General features: G+C 38.4%; 20 protein-coding genes and 1 tRNA gene. 18 read left to right on the top strand and 3 right to left on the bottom strand.

The features are described 5' to 3' along the window. Window positions 1-39 precede the first annotated feature (39 nt). From GN157_RS14225 to GN157_RS14250, 6 genes are read left to right on the top strand one after another with little or no spacing between them, the layout of a single operon-like run. Complete coding sequence (locus tag GN157_RS14225; RefSeq protein ID WP_035135333.1) at window positions 40-585, top strand: NuoI/complex I 23 kDa subunit family protein; 546 nt, start codon at window positions 40-42, stop codon at window positions 583-585. 1 nt (window position 586) lies between these two features. Next, on the top strand, window positions 587-1,090 hold the full coding sequence (locus GN157_RS14230) for an NADH-quinone oxidoreductase subunit J family protein (RefSeq protein ID WP_157484176.1): 504 nt from the start codon (window positions 587-589) through the stop codon (window positions 1,088-1,090). A 1-nt stretch (window position 1,091) separates the two neighbouring features. After that, window positions 1,092-1,412 (top strand): NADH-quinone oxidoreductase subunit NuoK, encoded by a 321-nt coding sequence (nuoK, locus tag GN157_RS14235; RefSeq protein WP_035135337.1) that lies wholly within the window; start codon window positions 1,092-1,094, stop codon window positions 1,410-1,412. Window positions 1,413-1,418: 6 nt separating this feature from the next. Beyond that, complete coding sequence (gene nuoL / locus GN157_RS14240) at window positions 1,419-3,299, top strand: NADH-quinone oxidoreductase subunit L (RefSeq protein ID WP_157484177.1); 1,881 nt, start codon at window positions 1,419-1,421, stop codon at window positions 3,297-3,299. Window positions 3,300-3,309: 10 nt separating this feature from the next. Then, window positions 3,310-4,746: a complex I subunit 4 family protein gene (locus tag GN157_RS14245; RefSeq protein WP_157484178.1), complete on the top strand. Its 1,437-nt coding sequence runs from the start codon at window positions 3,310-3,312 to the stop codon at window positions 4,744-4,746. Between the two features lie 16 nt (window positions 4,747-4,762). After that, a complete protein-coding gene (locus tag GN157_RS14250) occupies window positions 4,763-6,157 on the top strand; it encodes an NADH-quinone oxidoreductase subunit N (RefSeq protein WP_157484179.1) in 1,395 nt (464 codons plus the stop codon). Window positions 6,158-6,229: 72 nt separating this feature from the next. Here the strand turns inward: GN157_RS14250 and GN157_RS14255 are convergent, their stop codons facing one another. Next, window positions 6,230-6,982, bottom strand: coding sequence for an SDR family NAD(P)-dependent oxidoreductase (locus GN157_RS14255; RefSeq protein WP_157484180.1), 753 nt, complete (start codon window positions 6,980-6,982; stop codon window positions 6,230-6,232). A gap of 147 nt (window positions 6,983-7,129) precedes the next feature. Between GN157_RS14255 and GN157_RS14260 the strand changes: the two genes are divergently transcribed. Both GN157_RS14260 and GN157_RS14265 read left to right on the top strand, forming a co-directional pair. Continuing rightward, window positions 7,130-8,404, top strand: coding sequence for a Y-family DNA polymerase (locus tag GN157_RS14260; protein WP_157484181.1), 1,275 nt, complete (start codon window positions 7,130-7,132; stop codon window positions 8,402-8,404). Next, window positions 8,391-8,840, top strand: a complete 450-nt coding sequence (locus tag GN157_RS14265) for a LexA family protein (protein ID WP_157484182.1) — start codon at window positions 8,391-8,393, stop codon at window positions 8,838-8,840. The genes GN157_RS14260 and GN157_RS14265 overlap by 14 nt, the downstream gene beginning before the upstream one ends. 35 nt (window positions 8,841-8,875) lie before the next feature. On the opposite strand, the gene GN157_RS14270 is transcribed toward GN157_RS14265, so the two are convergent. After that, window positions 8,876-8,955 (bottom strand) — tRNA-Leu (locus tag GN157_RS14270). Between the two features lie 152 nt (window positions 8,956-9,107). Here GN157_RS14270 and GN157_RS14275 point away from each other — a divergent pair. The 4 genes from GN157_RS14275 to GN157_RS14290 all read left to right on the top strand — a co-directional run bounded on the left by GN157_RS14275 (window position 9,108) and on the right by GN157_RS14290 (window position 11,957). Continuing rightward, complete coding sequence (locus GN157_RS14275) at window positions 9,108-10,049, top strand: ribose-phosphate pyrophosphokinase (protein ID WP_157484183.1); 942 nt, start codon at window positions 9,108-9,110, stop codon at window positions 10,047-10,049. Between the two features lie 30 nt (window positions 10,050-10,079). Beyond that, window positions 10,080-10,685, top strand: coding sequence for a 50S ribosomal protein L25/general stress protein Ctc (locus tag GN157_RS14280; protein ID WP_157484184.1), 606 nt, complete (start codon window positions 10,080-10,082; stop codon window positions 10,683-10,685). A 133-nt stretch (window positions 10,686-10,818) separates the two neighbouring features. Next, window positions 10,819-11,385 carry an aminoacyl-tRNA hydrolase gene (gene pth / locus GN157_RS14285; protein ID WP_157484185.1) on the top strand — a complete coding sequence of 189 codons (567 nt, stop codon included), beginning with the start codon at window positions 10,819-10,821 and terminating at the stop codon, window positions 11,383-11,385. 77 nt (window positions 11,386-11,462) lie between these two features. Further along, entirely contained in the window at window positions 11,463-11,957 is a 495-nt protein-coding gene (locus GN157_RS14290) for a hypothetical protein (RefSeq protein ID WP_157484186.1), read from the top strand. A gap of 51 nt (window positions 11,958-12,008) precedes the next feature. Here the strand turns inward: GN157_RS14290 and GN157_RS14295 are convergent, their stop codons facing one another. Next, entirely contained in the window at window positions 12,009-14,279 is a 2,271-nt protein-coding gene (locus GN157_RS14295; protein WP_157484187.1) for a zinc-dependent metalloprotease, read from the bottom strand. 190 nt (window positions 14,280-14,469) lie between these two features. On the opposite strand from GN157_RS14295, the gene GN157_RS14300 reads away from it, so the two are divergent. The 6 genes from GN157_RS14300 to GN157_RS14325 all read left to right on the top strand — a co-directional run. After that, window positions 14,470-15,405, top strand: coding sequence for a bifunctional riboflavin kinase/FAD synthetase (locus tag GN157_RS14300; protein ID WP_157484188.1), 936 nt, complete (start codon window positions 14,470-14,472; stop codon window positions 15,403-15,405). Further along, complete coding sequence (locus GN157_RS14305; protein ID WP_157484189.1) at window positions 15,402-16,718, top strand: HTTM domain-containing protein; 1,317 nt, start codon at window positions 15,402-15,404, stop codon at window positions 16,716-16,718. The genes GN157_RS14300 and GN157_RS14305 overlap by 4 nt, the downstream gene beginning before the upstream one ends. 208 nt (window positions 16,719-16,926) lie before the next feature. Continuing rightward, complete coding sequence (locus tag GN157_RS14310; protein ID WP_157484190.1) at window positions 16,927-17,391, top strand: hypothetical protein; 465 nt, start codon at window positions 16,927-16,929, stop codon at window positions 17,389-17,391. A gap of 72 nt (window positions 17,392-17,463) precedes the next feature. Next, window positions 17,464-18,546, top strand: a complete 1,083-nt coding sequence (bioB, locus tag GN157_RS14315) for a biotin synthase BioB (RefSeq protein ID WP_157484191.1) — start codon at window positions 17,464-17,466, stop codon at window positions 18,544-18,546. Window positions 18,547-18,661: 115 nt separating this feature from the next. Further along, the gene (locus tag GN157_RS14320; RefSeq protein ID WP_157484192.1) at window positions 18,662-20,317 is read left to right on the top strand and encodes a tetratricopeptide repeat protein; all 1,656 of its coding nucleotides are present in this window, start codon (window positions 18,662-18,664) and stop codon (window positions 20,315-20,317) included. Between the two features lie 191 nt (window positions 20,318-20,508). Further along, a partial coding sequence (locus GN157_RS14325; protein WP_157484193.1) for a PorP/SprF family type IX secretion system membrane protein occupies window positions 20,509-21,293 on the top strand: 785 nt, incomplete at its 3' end.

The following is a 21,293-nucleotide window of genomic DNA, read 5'->3' on the forward strand; positions in this document are numbered from 1 at the left end:
AATACCTCCTGCACAAGGGCGGATTAATAAAAGATAAAAATGTCAATAGAAACCATATCATTATCGGGAAGAAAAAAAGAGGTTTCCAACAAAAAGATGAGTTTTTGGGAAAGCCTTTATCTTGTGGCGATAGTTAAAGGATTACTTATTACAATCCGACATTTATTTAAAAGAAAGGTAACCATTAAGTACCCTGATCAAACCAGGGAACTTAGCCCGGTGTACCGTGGTCAGCACATGCTTATGCGTGATGAGGAAGGAAGAGAGCGTTGTACTGCCTGTGGGCTTTGTGCGCTGTCATGCCCTGCCGAAGCTATTACCATGAAAGCGGAAGAAAGAAAACCGGAAGAGAAACACCTGTACAGGGAAGAGAAATATGCATCTATCTATGAGATTAACATGCTTAGATGTATTTTTTGCGGACTTTGTGAAGAGGCTTGCCCTAAGCAGGCTATTTACCTTACAAAATCAAGAGTAATGGTAAAACCTTCAAGCGACAGGGAAGATTTCATCTACGGAAAAGAAAAACTGGTTATGCCACTTGATATGGCTATTAAGAACACTCAAATGAAAACGGCTAATTAATATGCTTACAGTATTCTATATTTTATCGGCCATTACACTGGGAACTGCATTTTTGACTATTCTTAGCAAAAACCCTATCCACAGTGCTATCTATCTTGTACTTTGCTTTTTCTCTATAGCAGGACATTACTTACTGTTCAATGCTCAGTTCCTTGCAATTGTACACATTATTGTTTACTCAGGGGCCATCATGATCCTGATGCTCTTTACCATAATGCTCATGAACCTTAATAAGGAAGATGAACAAAACAAATCTGTACTCACCAGAGTTGCGGCAGCTATCGCCTTAGGACTTGTGGCTTTTATACTACTGGCAACGTTTATTAAAGCACAGCCGGTTATTGAGAGCTACCAGGTTTCAGGACAGGATTACCAGTCTATTAAAGTATTGGGTAAGGTACTGCTTAACGAGTATATGGTTCCGTTTGAGTTTGCTTCGGTACTGCTTCTTGTATCTATGATTGGAGCCGTATTATTGTCTAAAAAAGAACACATAAACAGCTAGTATGGAAAATATATTACAACAGATAGGTATTGAGAACTACATTTATCTTTCCACATTACTATTTTGTGTAGGTGTGTTTGGAGTTCTTTTCAGAAGAAACGCTATCGTGATGTTCATGTCTATAGAAATTATGCTAAACGCAGTTAACCTGCTTTTAGTAGCATTTTCCACATACCATCAGGATGCAGCAGGACAGGTATTCGTATTTTTCTCCATGGCTGTTGCAGCAGCAGAAGTTGCCGTGGGTCTTGCCATTCTTGTGGCCATTTACAGGAACCTGAACAACATTGATATTGACAGTTTAAAAAAATTAAAAGGATAACGCCTAATGGAAACTAAGTTGGCATTACTACTACTTCTAGCACCTTTCATAGGGTTTTTGATTAACGTATTTGCAGGAAAAAAATTAAGCGGTAACCTGCCGGGCATACTGGGTACAGTTGCCGTGGCTACATCATTTGCCGTAACGCTTTCGTTCTTTTTACAGGTAAGCAGCTCAAAAGAGCCGGTAATGATAGATCTGTTTGAATGGATGCAGCTTAAAAACTTTAAAGTAAACATTGCTTTTCAGCTTGATCAGCTTTCACTGTTATGGCTAATGTTCGTAACAGGGATAGGTACGCTAATCCACATGTACTCTATCAGCTACATGCATGATGACGAAAACGTACACAAATTTTTTGCATACCTAAACCTTTTCGTATTCTTTATGATTACCCTTGTAATGGGTAGCAACCTGCTTATTATGTTTATAGGCTGGGAAGGTGTAGGTCTATGTTCATACCTGCTTATCGGGTTTTGGTACAAAAACCATGATTATAACGATGCGGCTAAAAAAGCATTCATTATGAACCGTATAGGTGACCTTGGTTTCCTTATCGGTATTTTTATACTGGGTTACTTATTCCACTCGCTTGATTATACAGACATAAGAACTGCTATTGAAAGCGGTAAGCATATTGACCCAACATGGGCTTCTATCGCTGCACTATGTTTATTTATTGGTGCTTGTGGTAAAAGTGCTCAAATTCCGCTTTACACCTGGTTACCGGATGCGATGGCGGGTCCTACTCCGGTATCGGCACTTATCCACGCCGCTACCATGGTAACTGCCGGTATCTTTATGATTACAAGGCTAAACTACCTGTTTGACCTTGCTCCCGAAGTACAAAACATTATTGCCATAGTAGGTGCGGTAACATCACTTATTGCTGCCTCTATAGGTTTAGTTCAAAACGATATCAAAAAAGTACTGGCCTACTCTACTGTATCACAGTTAGGTTTAATGTTCCTTGCTTTAGGTTTAGGCGCTTATCAAATAGCAGTATTCCACGTTATAACACACGCTTTCTTTAAAGCTTGTTTATTCCTGGGTTCAGGTTCTGTTATCCACGCTATGCACGGCGAGCAGGACATGCGCTATATGGGCGGTCTTCGTAAGGTGATGAAAGTTACATTTATTACTTTCCTTATCTCTACCCTTGCCATTTCGGGCTTACCACCATTCTCAGGATTCTTTTCTAAAGACGAGATATTAATGACTGCTTTCCACCACAACAAACCACTTTGGGTTATTGGATCGGTAGCATCTATCATGACAGCATTCTATATGTTCCGTTTACTTTACCTTACTTTCTACAAAGATTTTAGAGGTACGGAAGAACAGAAAAAACACTTACACGAGTCTCCGGGACTTATTACATTCCCTCTAATTGTACTTGCTACATTAGCGCTTGTAGGAGGTGCCATAAGCTTACCTGGTAACAGCTGGTTAAATGAATATTTAGCTCCTGTTATCGCTAAGCAAAGTGAACACCACCACATGGGTACTACAGAGTACATGCTTATGGGTGTAGCCATTATAGGTGCATTTATAGGTATTGGATTAGCTTATGCTAAATATATCAAACAGTCTTCTGTACCGGGTCAGGACAGCGAGATTACAGGCTTTGCCAAAGTACTTTACAACAAATTTTATGTTGACGAAATATACACAGCCCTTATAGTAAAACCTATTTATGCACTGGGTAGCTTCTTTAAAAATGTTACTGAGGCTGCTATTTCTGGACTTATTTTCGGCTTAGGTAAACTTGCCAACGTATTAGGTACCGAAGGCAAAACACTCCAAAACGGAAGCATTGGTTTTTACCTGTTTGCTTTTGTACTGGGTATATGTTCAATAATCGTTTATATCTTTTTAGCAAAATAATTCATACCTGATGGACGTATCATTTATACTTATCACTTTACTGATTGGAGCTGCAGCTACTTATTTTGCAGGAAATAAATGGGCTTCAAAAGTCGCACTGTTATTTAGTGTCGTAGCTTTTGCTGTCACGCTTTATACAGTAAACCTACTAAACAACGGTGAAAACGTAAGCTTTTTAAAAAACTGGATTAGAAATCCAAGAATAACCTTTAACCTTATTGGTGACGGACTGTCGCTTATAATGGTATTGCTTACCACATCACTAACAGCAATTATAATACTTGCTACACTAAAAAATACGTTTAAAAACGCCAAATCCTTTTACGCACTTATACTATTTATGGCATTTGCCATGGTGGGTACATTTTTAAGTGCAGATGGATTTTTATACTACATATTCTGGGAACTTTCGCTAATTCCTATTTACTTTATAGCTCTTATTTGGGGTGGTGGTGAAGCTGAAGCCAGAAAAAAAGATGTTATCAAATTTTTCATCTACACATTTGCAGGTTCTCTGTTTATGCTTGTGGCATTTATTTACCTGTATCAAAAAACAGGATCTTTTGCAAACGGAGCATTTACAAGAATAAATCTTACAGACAAAGAGCAGTTTTGGATTTTTCTTGCTTTCTTCCTGGCTTATGCTATTAAAATTCCTATTATACCTTTCCATACATGGCAGGCAAACGTGTACCAAAAAGCACCGTCTGCAGGTACAATGTTGCTATCGGGTATTATGCTGAAAATGGCAATATACAGTATTATAAGATGGCAGCTTCCTATAGCTCCGGCTCCGGCAAAAGAGTATATGAATGTATTGATTATACTATGTGTGGCTGGTGTTATTTATGGTTCAATACTGGCATTAAAACAGCAGGATCTTAAAAAATTACTGGCATACTCATCTCTTGCCCACGTTGGTCTTATTGCAGCAGGTGCCTATACCCTTACTCTTGATGGTTTAAGAGGTGCAGTACTGCAAATGATTGCCCACGGTTTTGTTGTGGTAGGCCTTTTCTATGCTGCAGAAATTATCATCCGCAGATATAATACTACCGAGATAAGCGAAATGGGAGGTATACGTATACAAACCCCGCGTTTCACCTCTATGTTCATGATACTGGTACTGGCTTCTGTTGCGCTGCCTGCTACCTTTAACTTTATTGGAGAATTTGAATTACTTTACAGTTTAGCGCAAACCAATGTATGGATTGCCGTACTGGGAGGTACAACCATAATATTAGGTGCATTTTATATGCTTAGAATGTTCCAGCAGGTAATGCTTGGTGAGCAAAATGCTAAGCCGTTTGCCGATGTTACTTTTGGTGAAGGTTTTGCATTTGTGGCTATAATAGGTGTTTTATTGTTCTTTGGTTTATATCCTAAACCGATAATAGACTTTATCACGCCGGCACTAGAGAATACATTAAATTTAATAAACAGATAATTAAGCCCGATAAGAAATGACTACATTAATAGCTATTGCAGGATTAGGGATTATATGCCTTATAGCTGAAATTTTCAACCTGAGAAAAGCAATTGTACCGGTTACTATTATCGGTCTATTGGCTATACTGTGCCTAAACGTGGTAAGTATACCAGGTGTCCATGTGGCTAATTTAAATATGGAGGAACGTTCGTTTTACAACAACATGATTGTGCAAAACAATTATGCTATACTTTTCTCTTCGCTGTTTATACTGCTTACTATATTCTTAGTGGCATTAAGCCCTGACTTCCATAAAGAACACAAAGCCAAGTTATCTGATTTTATTTCTATAAAACTGTTCCTGCTTGCAGGTGCTGTAGCAATGGTTTCTTTTGGCAATATGGCGATGTTCTTCCTTGGTATAGAAATTTTATCCATATCGCTTTATATACTTGCTGCCAGCGAGCCTAAAAACGTTAGCAGTAATGAAGCAGGTATGAAATACTTCCTTATGGGATCGTTTGCCTCAGGTTTTATCCTGTTTGGTATCGCTTTAATATATGGTGCTACCGGAGCCTTTGACATTACTGCAATTTATGAAGCTGTAAGTACAGGTGCTGCAAAAGGATGGTTTTTCCCTGGTGTTGTACTATTAACCATAGGATTACTGTTTAAAATAGCAGCTGTACCATTCCACTTCTGGGCTCCCGATGTATATGAAGGATCTCCTGCCTTAACTACAGCTACCATGAGTACGCTGGCTAAAGTTGCGGCAATGGCTGCCTTTTATAAACTAATGAGAGGTATTAACCTGGAGGTACCGGGAACGTATGTAACCGTACTTATAATAGTTTCTGCATTATCTATGTTTGTAGGTAACCTTACAGCATTAAAACAAAATAATGTTAAGCGTATGCTTGCATTCTCGGGTATATCACATGCCGGTTTTATGCTAATGGTGTTCCTTAATCCACCGGTAACAGCAGGTACTTTATTTTACTATGCAGCAGCCTATACCCTTGCCGGTATTGCAGCCTTTGCTGTAGTGATAAGCGTTTGTGGTGATAAGAGAAATGAAGAAAGCTTTAAGTTTAACGGACTAGGTAAAACAAACCCGTTAATGGCAGCCGTACTTACATGCGCATTGCTATCTATGGCAGGTATACCTATTTTCTCTGGGTTCTTCGCTAAATTCTTCCTGTTTAACCAGGCATTAAAAGCCGGACAGGTTGCTATTGTTATCATAGCTGTGGTAAACTCTATAATAAGTGTGGGGTACTACTTTAAACTTATTCTTGCTATGTACACAAAAGAAAGTACCGAAGAAAAACAGGCAGTTCCGTTTGCTTATACAGCTGTGGCTGTAGTTGCAATACTACTTAACATCCTGTTAGGTATTTTCCCTGATATGGTTTTAGGTTACTTATAGTAAATAACAAAACGATATAAAAAATGCCCGTTTAAAAAACGGGCATTTTTATTTTATATACTTTCCCCTCTATTATATTGAAGTATATCCGCCATCGGCGATAACATAGCTTCCGGTAGTGAACGATGATTTTTCCGAACTTAAAAAGGTAACAAGCTCAGCTATCTCCTGCGGAGTACCCAGCCTGTTCATAGTACTTTTTGAAGCTACAGCTTCCATCATATCTTTATTCAAATGATCTGTTAATAATGGGGTTTCAATATAACCCGGTCCTACCGCATTACATCTAATGTTTTTTTGACCGTATTCGGCTGCAATATTTTTGGTAAGACCAACAACCCCATGTTTAGAGGCTGTATACGCCGGACTGTTTGGCGCAGCTACCGTACCGTGTATAGAAGCAATATTTACAATACTTCCCCCACCGTTTTTCATCATTTGCTCAATCTGGTAACGACAGGCATAAAACACTCCGCTAAGGTTAAGAGCAATCACTCTGTCCCAACCATCAATATCATACTCACCCGTTGGCGCGGCAGGTCCGCCCATACCCGCATTGTTACAGGCAACATCAAGCCTGCCATATTTGGCTACAACCGCCTCAACCAGTTTTTTGTTATCCTCAGCCTTAGAAGAATCTGCCTTAATAAAAAAAGCCTCTCCTCCGGCTTTCTTAATAGCGGCTACAGTTTCCTCGCCATGCGCTTCGTTAATATCGGTAATTACAACTTTTGCACCTTCGCGGGCATATGTTTCTGCAACGGCTCTTCCTATCCCCGATCCCGCACCGGAAACAACAGCCACTTTATCTTTTAATAATGACATATTTTATGTTTTAAATTGTCTTATAAATTTACGGATAAAAGTCCGTTATACCCCACCATACAAGGGTTTTAGACTTTTTTTAACTGAAAAAGAAAAATCGTATAATATTATTTTCTTATATAAGAGAAAATAATCTAAATTTGTACTATGTATGCACTAATTGACTGTAATAACTTTTACGTTTCCTGCGAAAGAGCTTTCCAGCCCCAATGGCAGGATAAACCAGTTGTAGTACTCTCTAACAATGACGGGTGTATCATATCAAGAAGTGAAGAAGCAAAAGCTCTTGGTGTACCAATGGCCTCGCCTGAATTCAAGATAAGGGAACTGTTACAACAAAATAGTGTAAAAGTATTTTCATCCAATTATCCTCTGTATGGTGACCTGAGCGAAAGAGTTATGAAAATTATGGAAGGATTTACCCCAAATGTAGAAGTATACAGTATAGACGAAGCATTTTTGGATTTTAACGGCATTGAGGTGACCGACTTCTATACCTATGGAGCTAAAATGAAAGAAAGGGTTTGGAAATGGGTTGGCCTGCCTATATGTGTTGGATTTGCTCCTACCAAGACATTATCAAAGGCAGCTAACAGGATTGCCAAAAAATATCAGGAAAAAACCGGAGGCGTATATGTAATAGATACCAATGAAAAACGCCTAAAAGCGATAAAGTGGCTTAAAATAGAAGATGTTTGGGGCATTGGTTACCGAACCGTAAAAAAACTAAAAGCGAGAAATGTAAATACGGCTTACGATTTCACCCTACCCCATGTAGAACCCTGGATAAGAAAAGAAATGGGCGTAGTAGGCATGCGTATTAAGTATGAACTGGAAGGAAATTCTGCTATTGGCGACGGACAGGTACCGGAAGTAAGAAGAAGCATTGCCACCACGCGTACTTTCCCGAAACAGATAACCGACTTTGATTTACTACGCGAACGTATTACCACATTTGCTATGGTCACTGCCGAAAAACTGAGAAAACAAAAAAGCTGCTGCCAAACCATTATTGTAACCCTTGTGGCCGATAAGCATAAAACCGACACCTCAAAGTATTATTACAGCAGGGCTTTGTTACTGCCGTTTGCCACACAGTCGGGCATTACAATTAGCAATACTGCCCTATCGTTAACAAAGAGCCTATTACCGGAAACGGGAGCTATAAAATTTAAAAAAGCAGGAGTTATCGTATCAGACCTTATCCCCGAAAATACCCGTCAGTTTAACTTATTTACAGACGAAAATCCAAAACACATGTCTCTCATGAAAACACTGGACAGGGTGAATGCAAAAATGGGCGAACGCATAATACGACTCGCCTCACAGGAAAAAAAGACATGGGACATGAAGCAAAACATGCTCTCACCCAGATATACCACTAATATTAACGAAATATTGCAGATAGATGTTGACAGTTAGTAATAAATACAGGGCGCTTAATGTATATGCTCCCGATATGGAAAGTAAAAACGGACTACCATTTGTTTCTCATGGGGTATCGGCAGGATTTCCGTCTCCTGCGCAGGATTTTATGGAAACAAGAATAGATCTCAATAAAGAGCTCTCTAAAAATCCGTTAAGCACTTTTTATATAAGGGTATCGGGCAATTCTATGATCGATGCCGGTATAAACAATGCCGACATACTGGTGGTAGACCGCAGCCTGGAACCCGGAAACGGAAAAATAGCCGTATGTCTTATAGATGGTGAGTTTACCGTTAAAAGACTATTAACCGAAACCGACAGCTTATACCTTATGCCCGAAAATAAAGCTTATAAACCTTTAAAGGTCACCGAAGAAAATCAGTTTATGGTTTGGGGAATAGTAACTTATGTGATAAAGAAAATACAATAAAAAAAACCCGAAAGCTATATGCTAACGGGTTTTTGTACCTGGAGTGGGAATCGAACCCACACACCGTAGTACACGAGTTTGAGTCGTGCGCGTCTACCAATTCCGCCATCCAGGCTATTAACGGTTATTGTGGCTGCAAATGTAAAAAATAATTCCAATTGAGCCGAAAAATAACCCAAAAAAACTTCCAGAGTTCAATTAAATTCCTAAATTTGCACCTCGTTTACGAAAACAACACACTAAATAACTACAAAACAAGTATTTAAGATGTCATACATGGAGCCGGAAGCAAAGATATTTTCATGTTCTAACAGTGTATATCTGGCAGAAAAAATCGCCAAAAGTTACGGTATAGAATTAGGTAAAGTTACCTTTTCAGAGTACAGTGACGGCGAGTTTCAACCATCATTTGAAGAGTCTATAAGGGGACTTCGTGTTTTCCTTGTTTGCTCTACTTTCCCAAGTTCAGACAATTTAATGGAATTATTACTGATGATAGATGCTGCTAAAAGAGCATCTGCAAGACACATCACTGCAGTAATACCTTACTTTGGATGGGCAAGACAGGACAGAAAAGACAAACCAAGGGTTCCGATAGGAGCTAAACTGGTTGCTAAGCTTCTTGAATCAGCAGGCGCTACAAGAATCATGACTATGGATCTTCACGCTGACCAAATTCAGGGCTTCTTCGAAAAACCGGTAGACCACCTGTTTGCATCTACAATATTCTTACCATACGTTAAGAGTCTTAACCTTGAAAACCTTACCATCGCCTCTCCGGATATGGGTGGTTCAAAAAGAGCTTATGCTTATTCTAAATTCTTAGGATCAGACGTAGTTATTTGCTACAAGCAAAGAAAAGAAGCTAACGTTATCGAAACTATGGAGGTTATTGGTGATGTTAAAGGTCGTAACATTATCCTTGTTGACGATATGGTTGACACAGGAGGCACACTTACAAAAGCTGCCGATATGATGATGGAAAGAGGTGCATTAAGCGTAAGAGCGATATGTACACACCCTATCCTATCTGGTAGTGCTTATGAGAAAATCGAAAACTCTCAGCTTCTTGAACTGATTGTTACCGACAGTATTCCGCTTAAAAAAGAGAGCAGCAAAATACGCGTAGTTACGTGTGCTGAACTGTTTGCTGATGTAATGCACAAAGTAAACAGCAACAACTCAATAAGCGGTAAATTTTTAATGTAATTTATTTTTATTAATTAATATATTTCACAAATGAAATCAATTACGATCAAAGGATCTGAAAGAGAAAGCGTGGGCAAAGCGGCAACGCGTGCGGCACGTAATGCTGGAATGGTACCTTGCGTGTTATACGGAGGAGATCAGCCAGTACACTTTACTGCAGAAGAAAAAGGATTTAAAAGCCTTGTTTACACTCCAAACGTACACACTGTGGTAATTGACCTTAACGGTAAAACTTACAACGCTATCCTACAGGATATCCAATTCCACCCTGTAAACGATAAAATTCTACACATCGATTTCTACCAATTAAGCGATGAGAAAGAAATCACTATGGAAGTACCGGTTAAAGTTATTGGTAACTCTAAAGGTGTTATGGCTGGTGGTGTTTTACGTCTTAACCAACGTAAACTTAAAGTTAGAGCTTTACCTGCTAACCTTCCTGACTTCGTTGAAGCAGATATCACTAACCTTGAAATGGGTAACAAACTTTATGTTACTGAAGTTCCTTCAGATAACTTCAAGTTACTTCACCCGGACAACACTGTTGTTGCACAGGTAAGAATATCACGTGCTGCAATGAAAGCTGCTCAGGAAGCTGCAAAAGCTGCAAAAGAAGCTACAAAGAAGAAAAAATAATCAATCTTCTATCATACAGAAAAGCGTCCTACACAGGACGCTTTTTTTTATTCTGGTTATTAGCTATTTTTGAACCATGAAATGGCTTACAAACCTTTTTAAACAAAACACGACAGTACACACTACCAATCCTATGAAAAAATATCTTATAGCAGGCCTGGGCAATATAGGTGCCGAATATGTAAACACACGCCATAATATTGGTTTTAAAGTGGTAGACAGGCTCGCACAACAGGAAGGAGAATCGTTTGAAACAGCTAAACTGGGCGCATTGGCACAGGTAAAAGTAAAAGGAAGAACTCTTTTCCTGCTAAAACCCAACACCTACATGAACCTTAGCGGCAAGGCTATAAAATACTGGATGGATAAAGAAAATATCCCTAAAGAAAACCTGCTTGTGGTTACTGATGATCTTAACCTTCCTTTCGGAACAATACGAATGAAAGCTAAAGGTAGTGACGGAGGTCATAACGGACTTAAAAACATACAGCAGATACTTAACTCGGCAGAATACCCTCGTTTTCGTTTCGGGATAAGCGATGAGTTTAAAAAAGGACAACAGGTAGATTATGTTTTAGGTGATTGGAGCGAAGAGGAAAAAGCAAAACTCTCTGAAAGACTGGATGTAGCCTGCGAAGCAATTAAATCGTTTGCCCTTGCCGGCCTTAACAATACCATGAATACTTTTAATGGTAAATAATTCCTAATTACAATAGTGATTTAACCATTAATATGTAATTTGGCGTAAAGTTTGTTTTTATAAACTAAAATAAAATTATGAAAAAACTTACTATAGCTCTAGCCTTTGCTGCTGTGCTTACTGCATGCGGAGGTCAAAAAACCCTTTTACAATCTGGTAAGTATAACCTGCAAAGTGAATGCCCTGCAAATGGCGACTGTACTTTTACAGTGGCAAAAGATACTAGCATGACCCTAACTGAAGACGGGGTAGGTAAAATACGTTACAATATGACCAGCCATGAAGGCAGAAGTATTTTGACTTACAAATACAATAAAAAGTCAGACCCCCGCGCTCAGGATGATTTCTATAGCGAAGAAGTAATTATAGAAACCAACAGTGATGTTGCTTCACTAAACAAAGACAGTGATATAAAAATGCTGTTTGGAGTATTTTGCTATTGTAAAGGTATAGCAGGATACTATGAAGTAAAAGACGGTTATGCCGAATACAGGGATGGCAAAGTAATTATAACCGTACCAAAGGTTATTGAAAATCAAAAAACCAATATCATTATAACTGATATAAAGTAAAAAAGGCGCTTAAATTAAATAAGCGCCTTTTTAATATCTGTTAAATAATGATTACTGAACCACTATTCTTTTAACTTCTTTTCTGCTACCATCCTGAACGTTTACCAAGTAAACTCCTGATTGTACACCTTGCAGGTTAAGTTCTTTAGAGAACAAACCTGTATTAGTATAAGCGTTACCAAATATTTGTCTGCCTCTCATATCGTAAACAGCAATATTGATATCATTTGTAGAGTCTGAATTAAACTCTACCGTAAAGTTACCGTTATTAGGGTTTGGATAAATCGTAAATCCATTAAGGCCAAAATCTTCAACACCCGCAGTACCGCTAACAGTAAATTCATTTAAATTTACAGCATAAAATATATTTCCTACAGCCTCAACCAATACCCTACAATTAGTAGAAACAGGAGTATCAAGAGGTACAGTAAATGATTCTGACCCATCATTTGGTGTGTTTTCAACAAGCATTTCAAATGTTTGACCTCCATCTGTAGACAACAAAATATTTACGTTAGATACATTTATAAGCGCATCGGCAGTAATACTTACATCCCAGGTAACAGTTTGCGTTGAACCTGTTCCCCATGTAGTACCAAATAAATTTTGAGACGTCACCTTAAAAGGATCACCAGTCAGAACAGAAACCTGAAGATCTCGTCTGTCAGTTTGACCTCCGTTTGGAACCGCATTATCTCTTACAGTAAGCGCAAAACTCAGTGATCTTGAAAACACAGGCGTAACTTCCCAAGTAGAATTAAAGTTATTTGCTAATACATCACTAAATTTAGGCATATATCTATCAGAAGATTCTGTAGGACTTAAAGATCTATATGATGGCCCTGTAGTCGAAATAGCAGTTGGCGGTCCGGTAGTGGCCGATCCATTATTATCAACCTGCTCCCAACAGTAAGTAAGAGCGTCGCCATCTGCATCTGTAGCACTACCTCTTAAAACATATGCTGTACTGGCCGGAATATAATATAACTCTGAATCAAAATCATCAATAACAGGAGGAGTATTATTATTTAGTGTTTCTACAGCACAAGTAGCAGAGTTATCTATAAAATTAAAAATCTGTGCCAAACTTGCTGCGTGGAAATAATCATCAGAGTGTTGTTGCACATCTGCATTTGCACATATACCGGCATAACCCATAATAGTGGTACCACTGCCTGGCTCAACAGCCGTAGACTGACTTCTGTTACCATTACAGCTTCCTGTACCATTACCACTGGCATTAAATGTATGTGTAGCGTTAAACTGATGTCCCATTTCGTGTGAAACATAATCAACATCATAAGAATCTCCTACCGGCGCAGGACTACCTGTTACACCACGTCCCTTACTTGAAGTACAAACACAACCCAGCTGGGCAATACCACCCCCACCGGTACTTACAACGTGACCTATATCGTAGTTTGAAAAACCAACTCCGTCATCAATCACATCCTGAACTTCACTTAAAAGAACTCCACCACTTTCGCTTGAAAACGGATCGCTTCCATTAGTAACAAAAATTATATCATCATTACCATCTATAATCTCCATAGTAACAGCTGCATCTCTTTCATATATACCATTTACTCTGGTCATTGTTACATTCATAGCAGCAAGAACAGCCTCTTTCTTTTGTAAAGTTGTGCCGTTTGTAACTCCTGCAGCCTGCATATGAAATAATGCGTAAGAGTAAGTACAGGTCATAGCCAGCCTGTAAGTTCTTAAAACACCATCATCTGCCAATACATTTTTTGGTGTAAACTTAGCACCAAACTCGGCAGGCACATCTGCTCCTGCAGTTTCACAGCTAAAAGCTCTGCTTCCAACAGGAAGACTGGTTTTATTATACACAATATAATTTTGAAGATCTTTTGTATAAGTATCTATATAATATGTACCGCTTGTAGTGAAAGCCATTGAGTGTAACCCGAAAAGTGTAGTACTAAAACGAATCATAGTAGACGGACTGTCTATCCCTTTACCAATATATGACTTTATACCCGGGTATTTTGCCGCAAGACCCGGTTGTAACACAGATGCTTCATAAATAACAAACTTTTCCATTTGCCCTTCTGGCGTAGGAAAATAAACAACAACATTTGATGCTGTTAAATCTTTTCTTGATGGGGCTGTTTCAAGAACATTTTTCATTGCTTCGAAGTTAAGACGATACAGTACGTACTCTGCAGGCATATTCGTACGATCTGATTTTTCTAAAGGAGCCACACGCTCTTCAGATACTTTACTCCAAAAATTTGATTGTGAATAGCCACAAAGCGATTGCAGTATGACTACCAGGGGAATTAATAGTTTTTTTGTCATTGTAGTAGTAGTATTTTTATAATAGCCGACAAATATAGCGATTAATACACCTAAAAATTAGCGTTTTAGCAGTGAAAAAATGTTAATTTTGAATTTTCACCTACAAAAACCACTTATTTTAAATAAATTCAAATCAATAATTCATAATTAAGTCATCTTAATTAAATTTGCTAATTATAACTATTAGCCATTGAAAATATTCAACTCAATACAGGAATTCACCACTAACGCACCAACTATTGTAACCCTTGGTACTTTTGACGGAGTGCATAAAGGACACAAGAGTATACTTGAAAAAATAACTTCAAGTAGTAAAAATACAGGTTGCGAAAGTGTACTGCTAACTTTTTTTCCGCATCCGCGGATGGTTTTGCAGCAAAATACAGATATAAAGCTACTCAATACTATTAAAGAAAAAGCCATGTTGCTAGAGGAGCATGGTATAAATAACCTTATTATACATCCTTTTGACCATGCCTTTTCCAGACTCACTGCCGAAGAGTTTGTAAAAAACATACTGGTAGATAAGTTTATGGTAAGGAAAATTATAATAGGATATGACCACCGCTTTGGAAGAAACAGAACAGCCGATATTAACGACCTTATACAATATGGTGAGGAGTATAATTTTGAGGTAGAACAAATTTCGGCACTAGAGATAAATGAAGTATCGGTCAGCTCTACAAAAATACGCAATGCCTTAAATGCCGGTTATCTTGAAACCGCAAACAGATACCTTGGCTACCCCTATTTCCTTACCGGAAATGTTGTTAAAGGAAAACAGCTAGGTCGAACCATAGGCTTCCCTACTGCTAACATCAATATTACCGAGAGCTACAAACTAATACCGGATAAGGGCGTATATGTAGTATCATCTGAAATTGCAGGGAAAACAATATACGGAATGATGAATATAGGCAACAACCCTACTGTAGGAGGAGTAGCCGAATCTATAGAAGTACATTTCTTTGACTTTAACAGCGATTTGTACAATAAGGAAATAAGGGTAAATATTCATTACAAAATACGCAATGAAATTAAGTTCCCTAGCGTTAACCACCTAAAAGAACAACTTAAGGAAGACCAAAAAACGTCTTTAGAATACATCGCCACAAAACTGTCATGAAACCACACCTTTTCCAGCAAATAGACAATAGCCCACTTATTATCTTCAGAATTTTTTTTGGCTTTCTGCTTGCCTGCGAAACTATTGGCGCCATCCTTACCGGATGGGTAAAAGAAAATTTCATCGACGTACAGTTTACTTTTAACCACATAGGCATGGACTGGCTCCAACCCCTACCCGGCTACGGCATGTACTTCTACTTCATCGCTATGGGAATACTGGGTCTGCTTGTAATGCTGGGCTATAAATATAGATGGACGCTTGGCGCATTTACCATAATGTGGGCAGGAGTTTACTTTATGCAAAAAACCTCATACAACAATCATTATTATCTATTAGTACTGGTTTGTATAATAATGTGGTTTTTACCTGCAAACACTTACGCCTCTCTAGATGCTAAACAAAACCCCAATATAAAAAGCCTAACTATGCCTGCATGGTGCTCATGGGTAATGATAGCACAGGTAGCCATAGTATATTTTTTTGCTACAATTGCTAAGTTTTATCCTGATTGGCTGGACGGCACCTTTACTAAAAACCTGTTGGACAGATCGGTCAAAAACGAAACTTTACACGACTTTTTTACTCAAAAATGGTTCTATCTGTTTATTGCCTACGCAGGTATAGCGTTCGATTTACTAATTGTCCCTTTACTGCTTTTCAAAAAAACCAGAACATGGGCTTTTATCGCTTCATTAATATTCCACATCTTTAATTCCATCACATTACAAATAGGCATATTCCCTTACTTTGCGTTGAGCTTTGCTGTTTTCTTTTATCCGCCCGAAAAAATGCGTTCAATCTTCTTTAAAAATAAACCGCAAGTCACTACTATCCGGGAAACAGGAAAGGACTACAAAAGCACACTGTATTACTTTTTTATACCTTATTTAATTGTACAGCTACTACTCCCTGTAAGACATCATTTTATTAAGGGAGATGTTTTTTGGACCGAAGAAGGCCATCGCCTAAGCTGGAGAATGATGCTACGTACCCGAAACGGATTTACACGCTATAAAGTAGTAGACAAAAAAACCAACGAAATTATTGTATACAACATAAACAAAAAACTCACCCATAAGCAGTTTAATAGCATGTGCACTAAGCCCGATATGATTTGGCAGTTTGCCCAGCGCATTAAAAAGGAGTTTAAAGAAGTAGGAAGAGATGTTGCTGTTTATGCCAATACTTCTGCCGGAGTAAATGGTGCTCCAATGAAAAAACTTATTGACCCCGATGTCGATTTAGGAGAAGCCAAATGGAATTATTTCTTCCATAACGACTGGATACTACTTCACGAAGATGAGCAATAAACTGTATTCTCACTGGTTTTAGCCAAATTTTAAAACAGTCATATTTATTGTATTAAAATTTTATTAATTCTTTTATTTTTTCATGTTTTAATTAGTAAATTCGATAAGAGATTGAGTTAATCCCTGTCTTACAAACTTTTGAAAGAAAATACACTTTAAAAAGTCACAAGACTGTAAAACAATTAATTAACGAATAAAACACAAGGCTATGAAAGTTTCAAGAATAATAATCAATGGTATCATTATTTTTATAGGTATTGGACTATTTTTCCTTTTAATGGAAAAACTGGGGCTGGGAGATAAAATTTACCTAAGGCTGGTAAACTTCATTTTTGTGATATATGGTGTAAACAGAACTATTAAACAGGATTATGAAGAACATATAGACGGTTACTTCACTAATCTGAGTTCGGCATTCTTTACAGCATTTACCAGTTTAATACTAACCATATTTGCATTTATTGCCTATGCCAATGCACGAGGAGGGGAAGAATACATCCATACATTTGTAAACCACTACATTTTTGGAGGCACTCCGTCACTGTACCAATTCTGTATCGGACTGTTTATTGAAGGGCTTGCAGCCAGTGCCATAGTATCGTTTACACTAATGCAGTTTTGGAAAGATAAAGTGGAAAAAATCAACAAGGTAGACGACCTGAATCATAACTAAGTAAAGTTTAAAGTGTTTTTTCGGTTGTTATAACGGAATTTGCTACTTTTGAACCAACTTTAAAATTCCGTTATGAATACAATTAGACACGACTGGACGAAGGAAGAAATCATTGCCCTATATAACAAACCATTAATGGATCTGCTGTATGAAGCAGCAACGGCTCACAGACAATTTCATGACCCTAATGTAGTACAGGTATCTACCCTGCTATCAATTAAAACAGGCGGATGCCCTGAAGATTGTGGCTACTGCCCGCAGGCTGCACGTTATCATACTGATATTGAAGGAAACGACCTTATGACCGTTTCTCAGGTAAAAGCTCAGGCATTACGTGCCAAATCGAGCGGATCATCAAGAGTATGTATGGGTGCTGCATGGCGTAATGTAAAGGACGGACCTGAATTTGACCAGGTACTTGAAATGGTTAGAACCATCAACAAACTGGACATGGAAGTTTGCTGTACACTGGGTATGATTACCGAAAATCAGGCACAGCGTCTTGCAGAAGCAGGTTTATATGCATACAATCACAACCTTGATACTTCTGAAGAATACTATAAAGAAGTAATCTCTACAAGAGGATATGAAGACAGACTAAAAACTATTGATAACGTAAGAAAAACAAACGTTACCGTATGTAGCGGTGGTATTATTGGTATGGGAGAAAGCGTTGAAGACAGAGCCGGAATGCTTGTTGCTCTTGCTTCATTAAGCCCACAACCGGAATCAGTACCTATTAATGCCCTTGTAGCGGTAGACGGTACTCCGCTTGAAGACGAAAAACCGGTTGAGATTTGGGATATGATTAGAATGGTAGCTACTACCCGTATCGTTATGCCTTTAACTCAGGTTAGACTTTCTGCCGGAAGAACTCAAATGTCAAGAGAAGGACAGGCAATGTGTTTCTTTGCAGGTGCTAACTCTATTTTTGCAGGAGACAAGCTACTTACTACCCCTAACCCGGATGTAAACGAAGACATGAAAATGTTTGAAATGCTTGGTCTTATCCCTCAAAAACCATTCGCTAAAAAATCTCAGCCAAAAACGGTTGAAGCAGAAGAGTCTGAATTTGAAGCAATGGGAGAAAAACCAAAATGGACACGCCCTGGTCATTCAATTGAGCGTAACCTGAAAGCATCAGGTAAAATCTAAACATTTATTTATCACGATATACGTTAAAGCTTCTCCTTTTAAGGAGGAGCTTTTTTATTTGCATTAATTATATATTTATATTTGAATAAATTACCCACATTACCATTGCTCGCTAATGCTTAAAAAGAAATTCCATATCAGCCTTTACCTGTTATTTATGCTACTGTTTGCTATAAACCTTTCGGCAAACACTATACAGCATTGTGACTCGCTTATCAAAAAAGGGGTTGATGCCATGTGGAAAAAGGAGCATGTAAAGTCGCTAGAACTGCTAACCGAAGCCCGTAATCTTGCCGAGAAAAACCACTGGTACGAACAGGTTTTTCTGGCCACAAATAACATAGGTGCTAATTATTTCACTATGCTTGATTATGGTGAAGCCCTTAACTACTACCTGGAGAGCTACACCATAGCAGTTAAGGAGCTGGATCCGCAACACGAAATGGTGGTACTTAACAACATTGCCATTATTTACACTAAAGAGAGGAATTTTGATAAAGCCGAAGAGTACTTTCAAAAAGCCTACAAGATAGCTAAAGAAAAAAACGACTCTCTAAAAATAGGGCTTTATGCCATGAACCTTGGCGGAGTAGCTAATGAAACTAACAGGCTGGAAGAAGCCAAAAAGTACATAATGGAATCAATTCCGTTATTAAAACAGGAACCACATTTATTGGTTTTAGCCGAAATATGCTTAGCCGAAAACGAACTGCTTAAAGGTAATACTACCCTGGCTCGCGAAAAAGCACAGGAATTATACACCTCTACTGATAATCTGGACTATAATGATACGGGAATCTCCCTTATGCTCATTATTATAAAAAGCTATTTAAAGGAAGAAAAATATACTCAGGCTATAACTGCCGCCAATAAAATACTTACCGGAAACCCTAATTTAGAGAACAAAAAAACAGTATATACATTACTGGCAGACATTTATTTTAAAGACAAAGTATACGATAAGGCACTACAATATAAAGACTCTGTTTTATGGGCCGAAGTACAGCTTAACGATATAAAAAACGGAAAACTACTTGAAACCAGCAAAGTGAAGTTTGAAATACAGGACTATAAAAACCAGATAGCCCTGAATGAGGAGAAACTAAACACCGAAAGAAAAACATTTTACAGTATTATCGCAGCTATTGTCGCTCTTGTAATAATACTTGTACTTATACTCCGTAACAGATCGGTTAAGTTAATGCAGAAGAAACTGGTAGCCGAAAGAAACGAAAAAGCAATAGCACTGGAACTGGCACAGGAAAAAAATGAGAACCTACTACTGGAGAAACAAATTCAGGATAAGGAAAACAAAGCCAAACTGGAACAGGAACGACTTAAAAACGAGATAGAATCACGTAACAGAGAACTATCGGCAAAGGCATTATACCTATCTCAACGCAACACTATACTTGAAGATATACTTACCTCATTAGGAAAAGTACCCGAGCTTTCTAAAAACGAATCACTGTCAGGACATATCAAAACCCTTAAAAGCCACCTTAAGAACGAAAACGAATGGGAAAACTTCCTTACCCATTTTGAAGAAGTTAACCAAGGGTATATAACAAGGCTAAAAACACTCCACCCTTCCCTAAACGCTAACGATGTAAGGTTTATATGCTATGTATACATGAACCTTAGTACTAAGGAAATAGCCTCAATGCTTAACATTACTGTAGAAGCATGCCGAAAACGTAAGGAACGTATCGCTGCAAAATTAGAACTACCCGATAGTTCTCACCTATACAGTTACCTCTATACTGTTTAGCTGCAACACTTTAGTAAATGCTAAATATTATATTACAAAAAATGATATTTTTAACTCAACTTATAAAAATATCACAAAAATTTTTATCTTTAACCAGCATGAACAAAGCGCTCGCTTAAAAAAGGCGTTTTGCTCACCCCAACATTAACTATACTGAATAACTATACAAACACTACTAAAAATTACTTTTTATGAAGAAATTATACCTGTCAGCGCTCCTGGCGCTGTGCGGTCTGGCAGACATGTCTGCCCAGCAGGATCCGCACTACACGCAGTACATGTATAACATGAACGTGATCAACCCTGCCTATGCAGGTTCAAAGGAGAACTTATCCTTTGGGCTATTATACCGCAAACAGTGGGTTGACATTGAGGATGCGCCAACCACGGCGACCTTTTCGGGCAGCAGCCCTGTGGGCAAGAACGTAGGATTGGGACTATCGGTAATCAATGATGAGATAGGTCCTGTAAAAGAAACTAACGTGTATGCCGACTTTTCCTATACACTTAATTTGGGCGGGGAGCACCGTTTAGCCTTAGGACTTAAGGCCGGTACAACCTTCCACGATGTAGGCCTTTTCAGTGAGATTGGTAACGGTAACGTACCTACACCCGGAGACCCTGCTTTCAGTGAAAACGTAAACAATACCTATTTCAATATAGGAGCAGGATTCTTCTACTACACCCAGAAGTACTACCTTGCTTTTTCGGTACCGAATATGCTGAACAGCAAACACCTTGATTATAATTCTACTAATCAACAGTTCGGGTCAGAGGTGCAACACTACTTCCTAACGGGGGGTTATGTATTCCAGTTATCAGAAAATGTAAAGCTAAAGCCATCGTTTATGCTTAAATCAGCCTTTGATGTATCCCCATCAATTGACGGATCGTTAAACGCCTTGTTCTTTGAGCGCTTTGAGATAGGAGCTACCTACAGGATAGATGACTCATTTGGCGGTATGGTAAACTACAG

The organism is Flavobacterium rakeshii, from assembly GCF_009741375.1.
GTDB lineage: Bacteria > Bacteroidota > Bacteroidia > Flavobacteriales > Flavobacteriaceae > Flavobacterium > Flavobacterium rakeshii.

Excerpts from the sequence above, each read along its gene's own strand:
- GN157_RS14225 (WP_035135333.1), top strand. The coding sequence starts at position 40 with ATGTCAATAGAAACCATATCATTATCGGGAAGAAAAAAAGAGGTTTCC.
- GN157_RS14230 (WP_157484176.1), top strand. The coding sequence starts at position 587 with ATGCTTACAGTATTCTATATTTTATCGGCCATTACACTGGGAACTGCA.
- nuoK (WP_035135337.1), top strand. The coding sequence starts at position 1,092 with ATGGAAAATATATTACAACAGATAGGTATTGAGAACTACATTTATCTT.
- nuoL (WP_157484177.1), top strand. The coding sequence starts at position 1,419 with ATGGAAACTAAGTTGGCATTACTACTACTTCTAGCACCTTTCATAGGG.
- GN157_RS14245 (WP_157484178.1), top strand. The coding sequence starts at position 3,310 with ATGGACGTATCATTTATACTTATCACTTTACTGATTGGAGCTGCAGCT.
- GN157_RS14250 (WP_157484179.1), top strand. The coding sequence starts at position 4,763 with ATGACTACATTAATAGCTATTGCAGGATTAGGGATTATATGCCTTATA.
- GN157_RS14255 (WP_157484180.1), bottom strand. The coding sequence starts at position 6,982 with ATGTCATTATTAAAAGATAAAGTGGCTGTTGTTTCCGGTGCGGGATCG.
- GN157_RS14260 (WP_157484181.1), top strand. The coding sequence starts at position 7,130 with ATGTATGCACTAATTGACTGTAATAACTTTTACGTTTCCTGCGAAAGA.
- GN157_RS14265 (WP_157484182.1), top strand. The coding sequence starts at position 8,391 with ATGTTGACAGTTAGTAATAAATACAGGGCGCTTAATGTATATGCTCCC.
- GN157_RS14275 (WP_157484183.1), top strand. The coding sequence starts at position 9,108 with ATGTCATACATGGAGCCGGAAGCAAAGATATTTTCATGTTCTAACAGT.
- GN157_RS14280 (WP_157484184.1), top strand. The coding sequence starts at position 10,080 with ATGAAATCAATTACGATCAAAGGATCTGAAAGAGAAAGCGTGGGCAAA.
- pth (WP_157484185.1), top strand. The coding sequence starts at position 10,819 with ATGAAAAAATATCTTATAGCAGGCCTGGGCAATATAGGTGCCGAATAT.
- GN157_RS14290 (WP_157484186.1), top strand. The coding sequence starts at position 11,463 with ATGAAAAAACTTACTATAGCTCTAGCCTTTGCTGCTGTGCTTACTGCA.
- GN157_RS14295 (WP_157484187.1), bottom strand. The coding sequence starts at position 14,279 with ATGACAAAAAAACTATTAATTCCCCTGGTAGTCATACTGCAATCGCTT.
- GN157_RS14305 (WP_157484189.1), top strand. The coding sequence starts at position 15,402 with ATGAAACCACACCTTTTCCAGCAAATAGACAATAGCCCACTTATTATC.
- GN157_RS14310 (WP_157484190.1), top strand. The coding sequence starts at position 16,927 with ATGAAAGTTTCAAGAATAATAATCAATGGTATCATTATTTTTATAGGT.
- bioB (WP_157484191.1), top strand. The coding sequence starts at position 17,464 with ATGAATACAATTAGACACGACTGGACGAAGGAAGAAATCATTGCCCTA.
- GN157_RS14320 (WP_157484192.1), top strand. The coding sequence starts at position 18,662 with ATGCTTAAAAAGAAATTCCATATCAGCCTTTACCTGTTATTTATGCTA.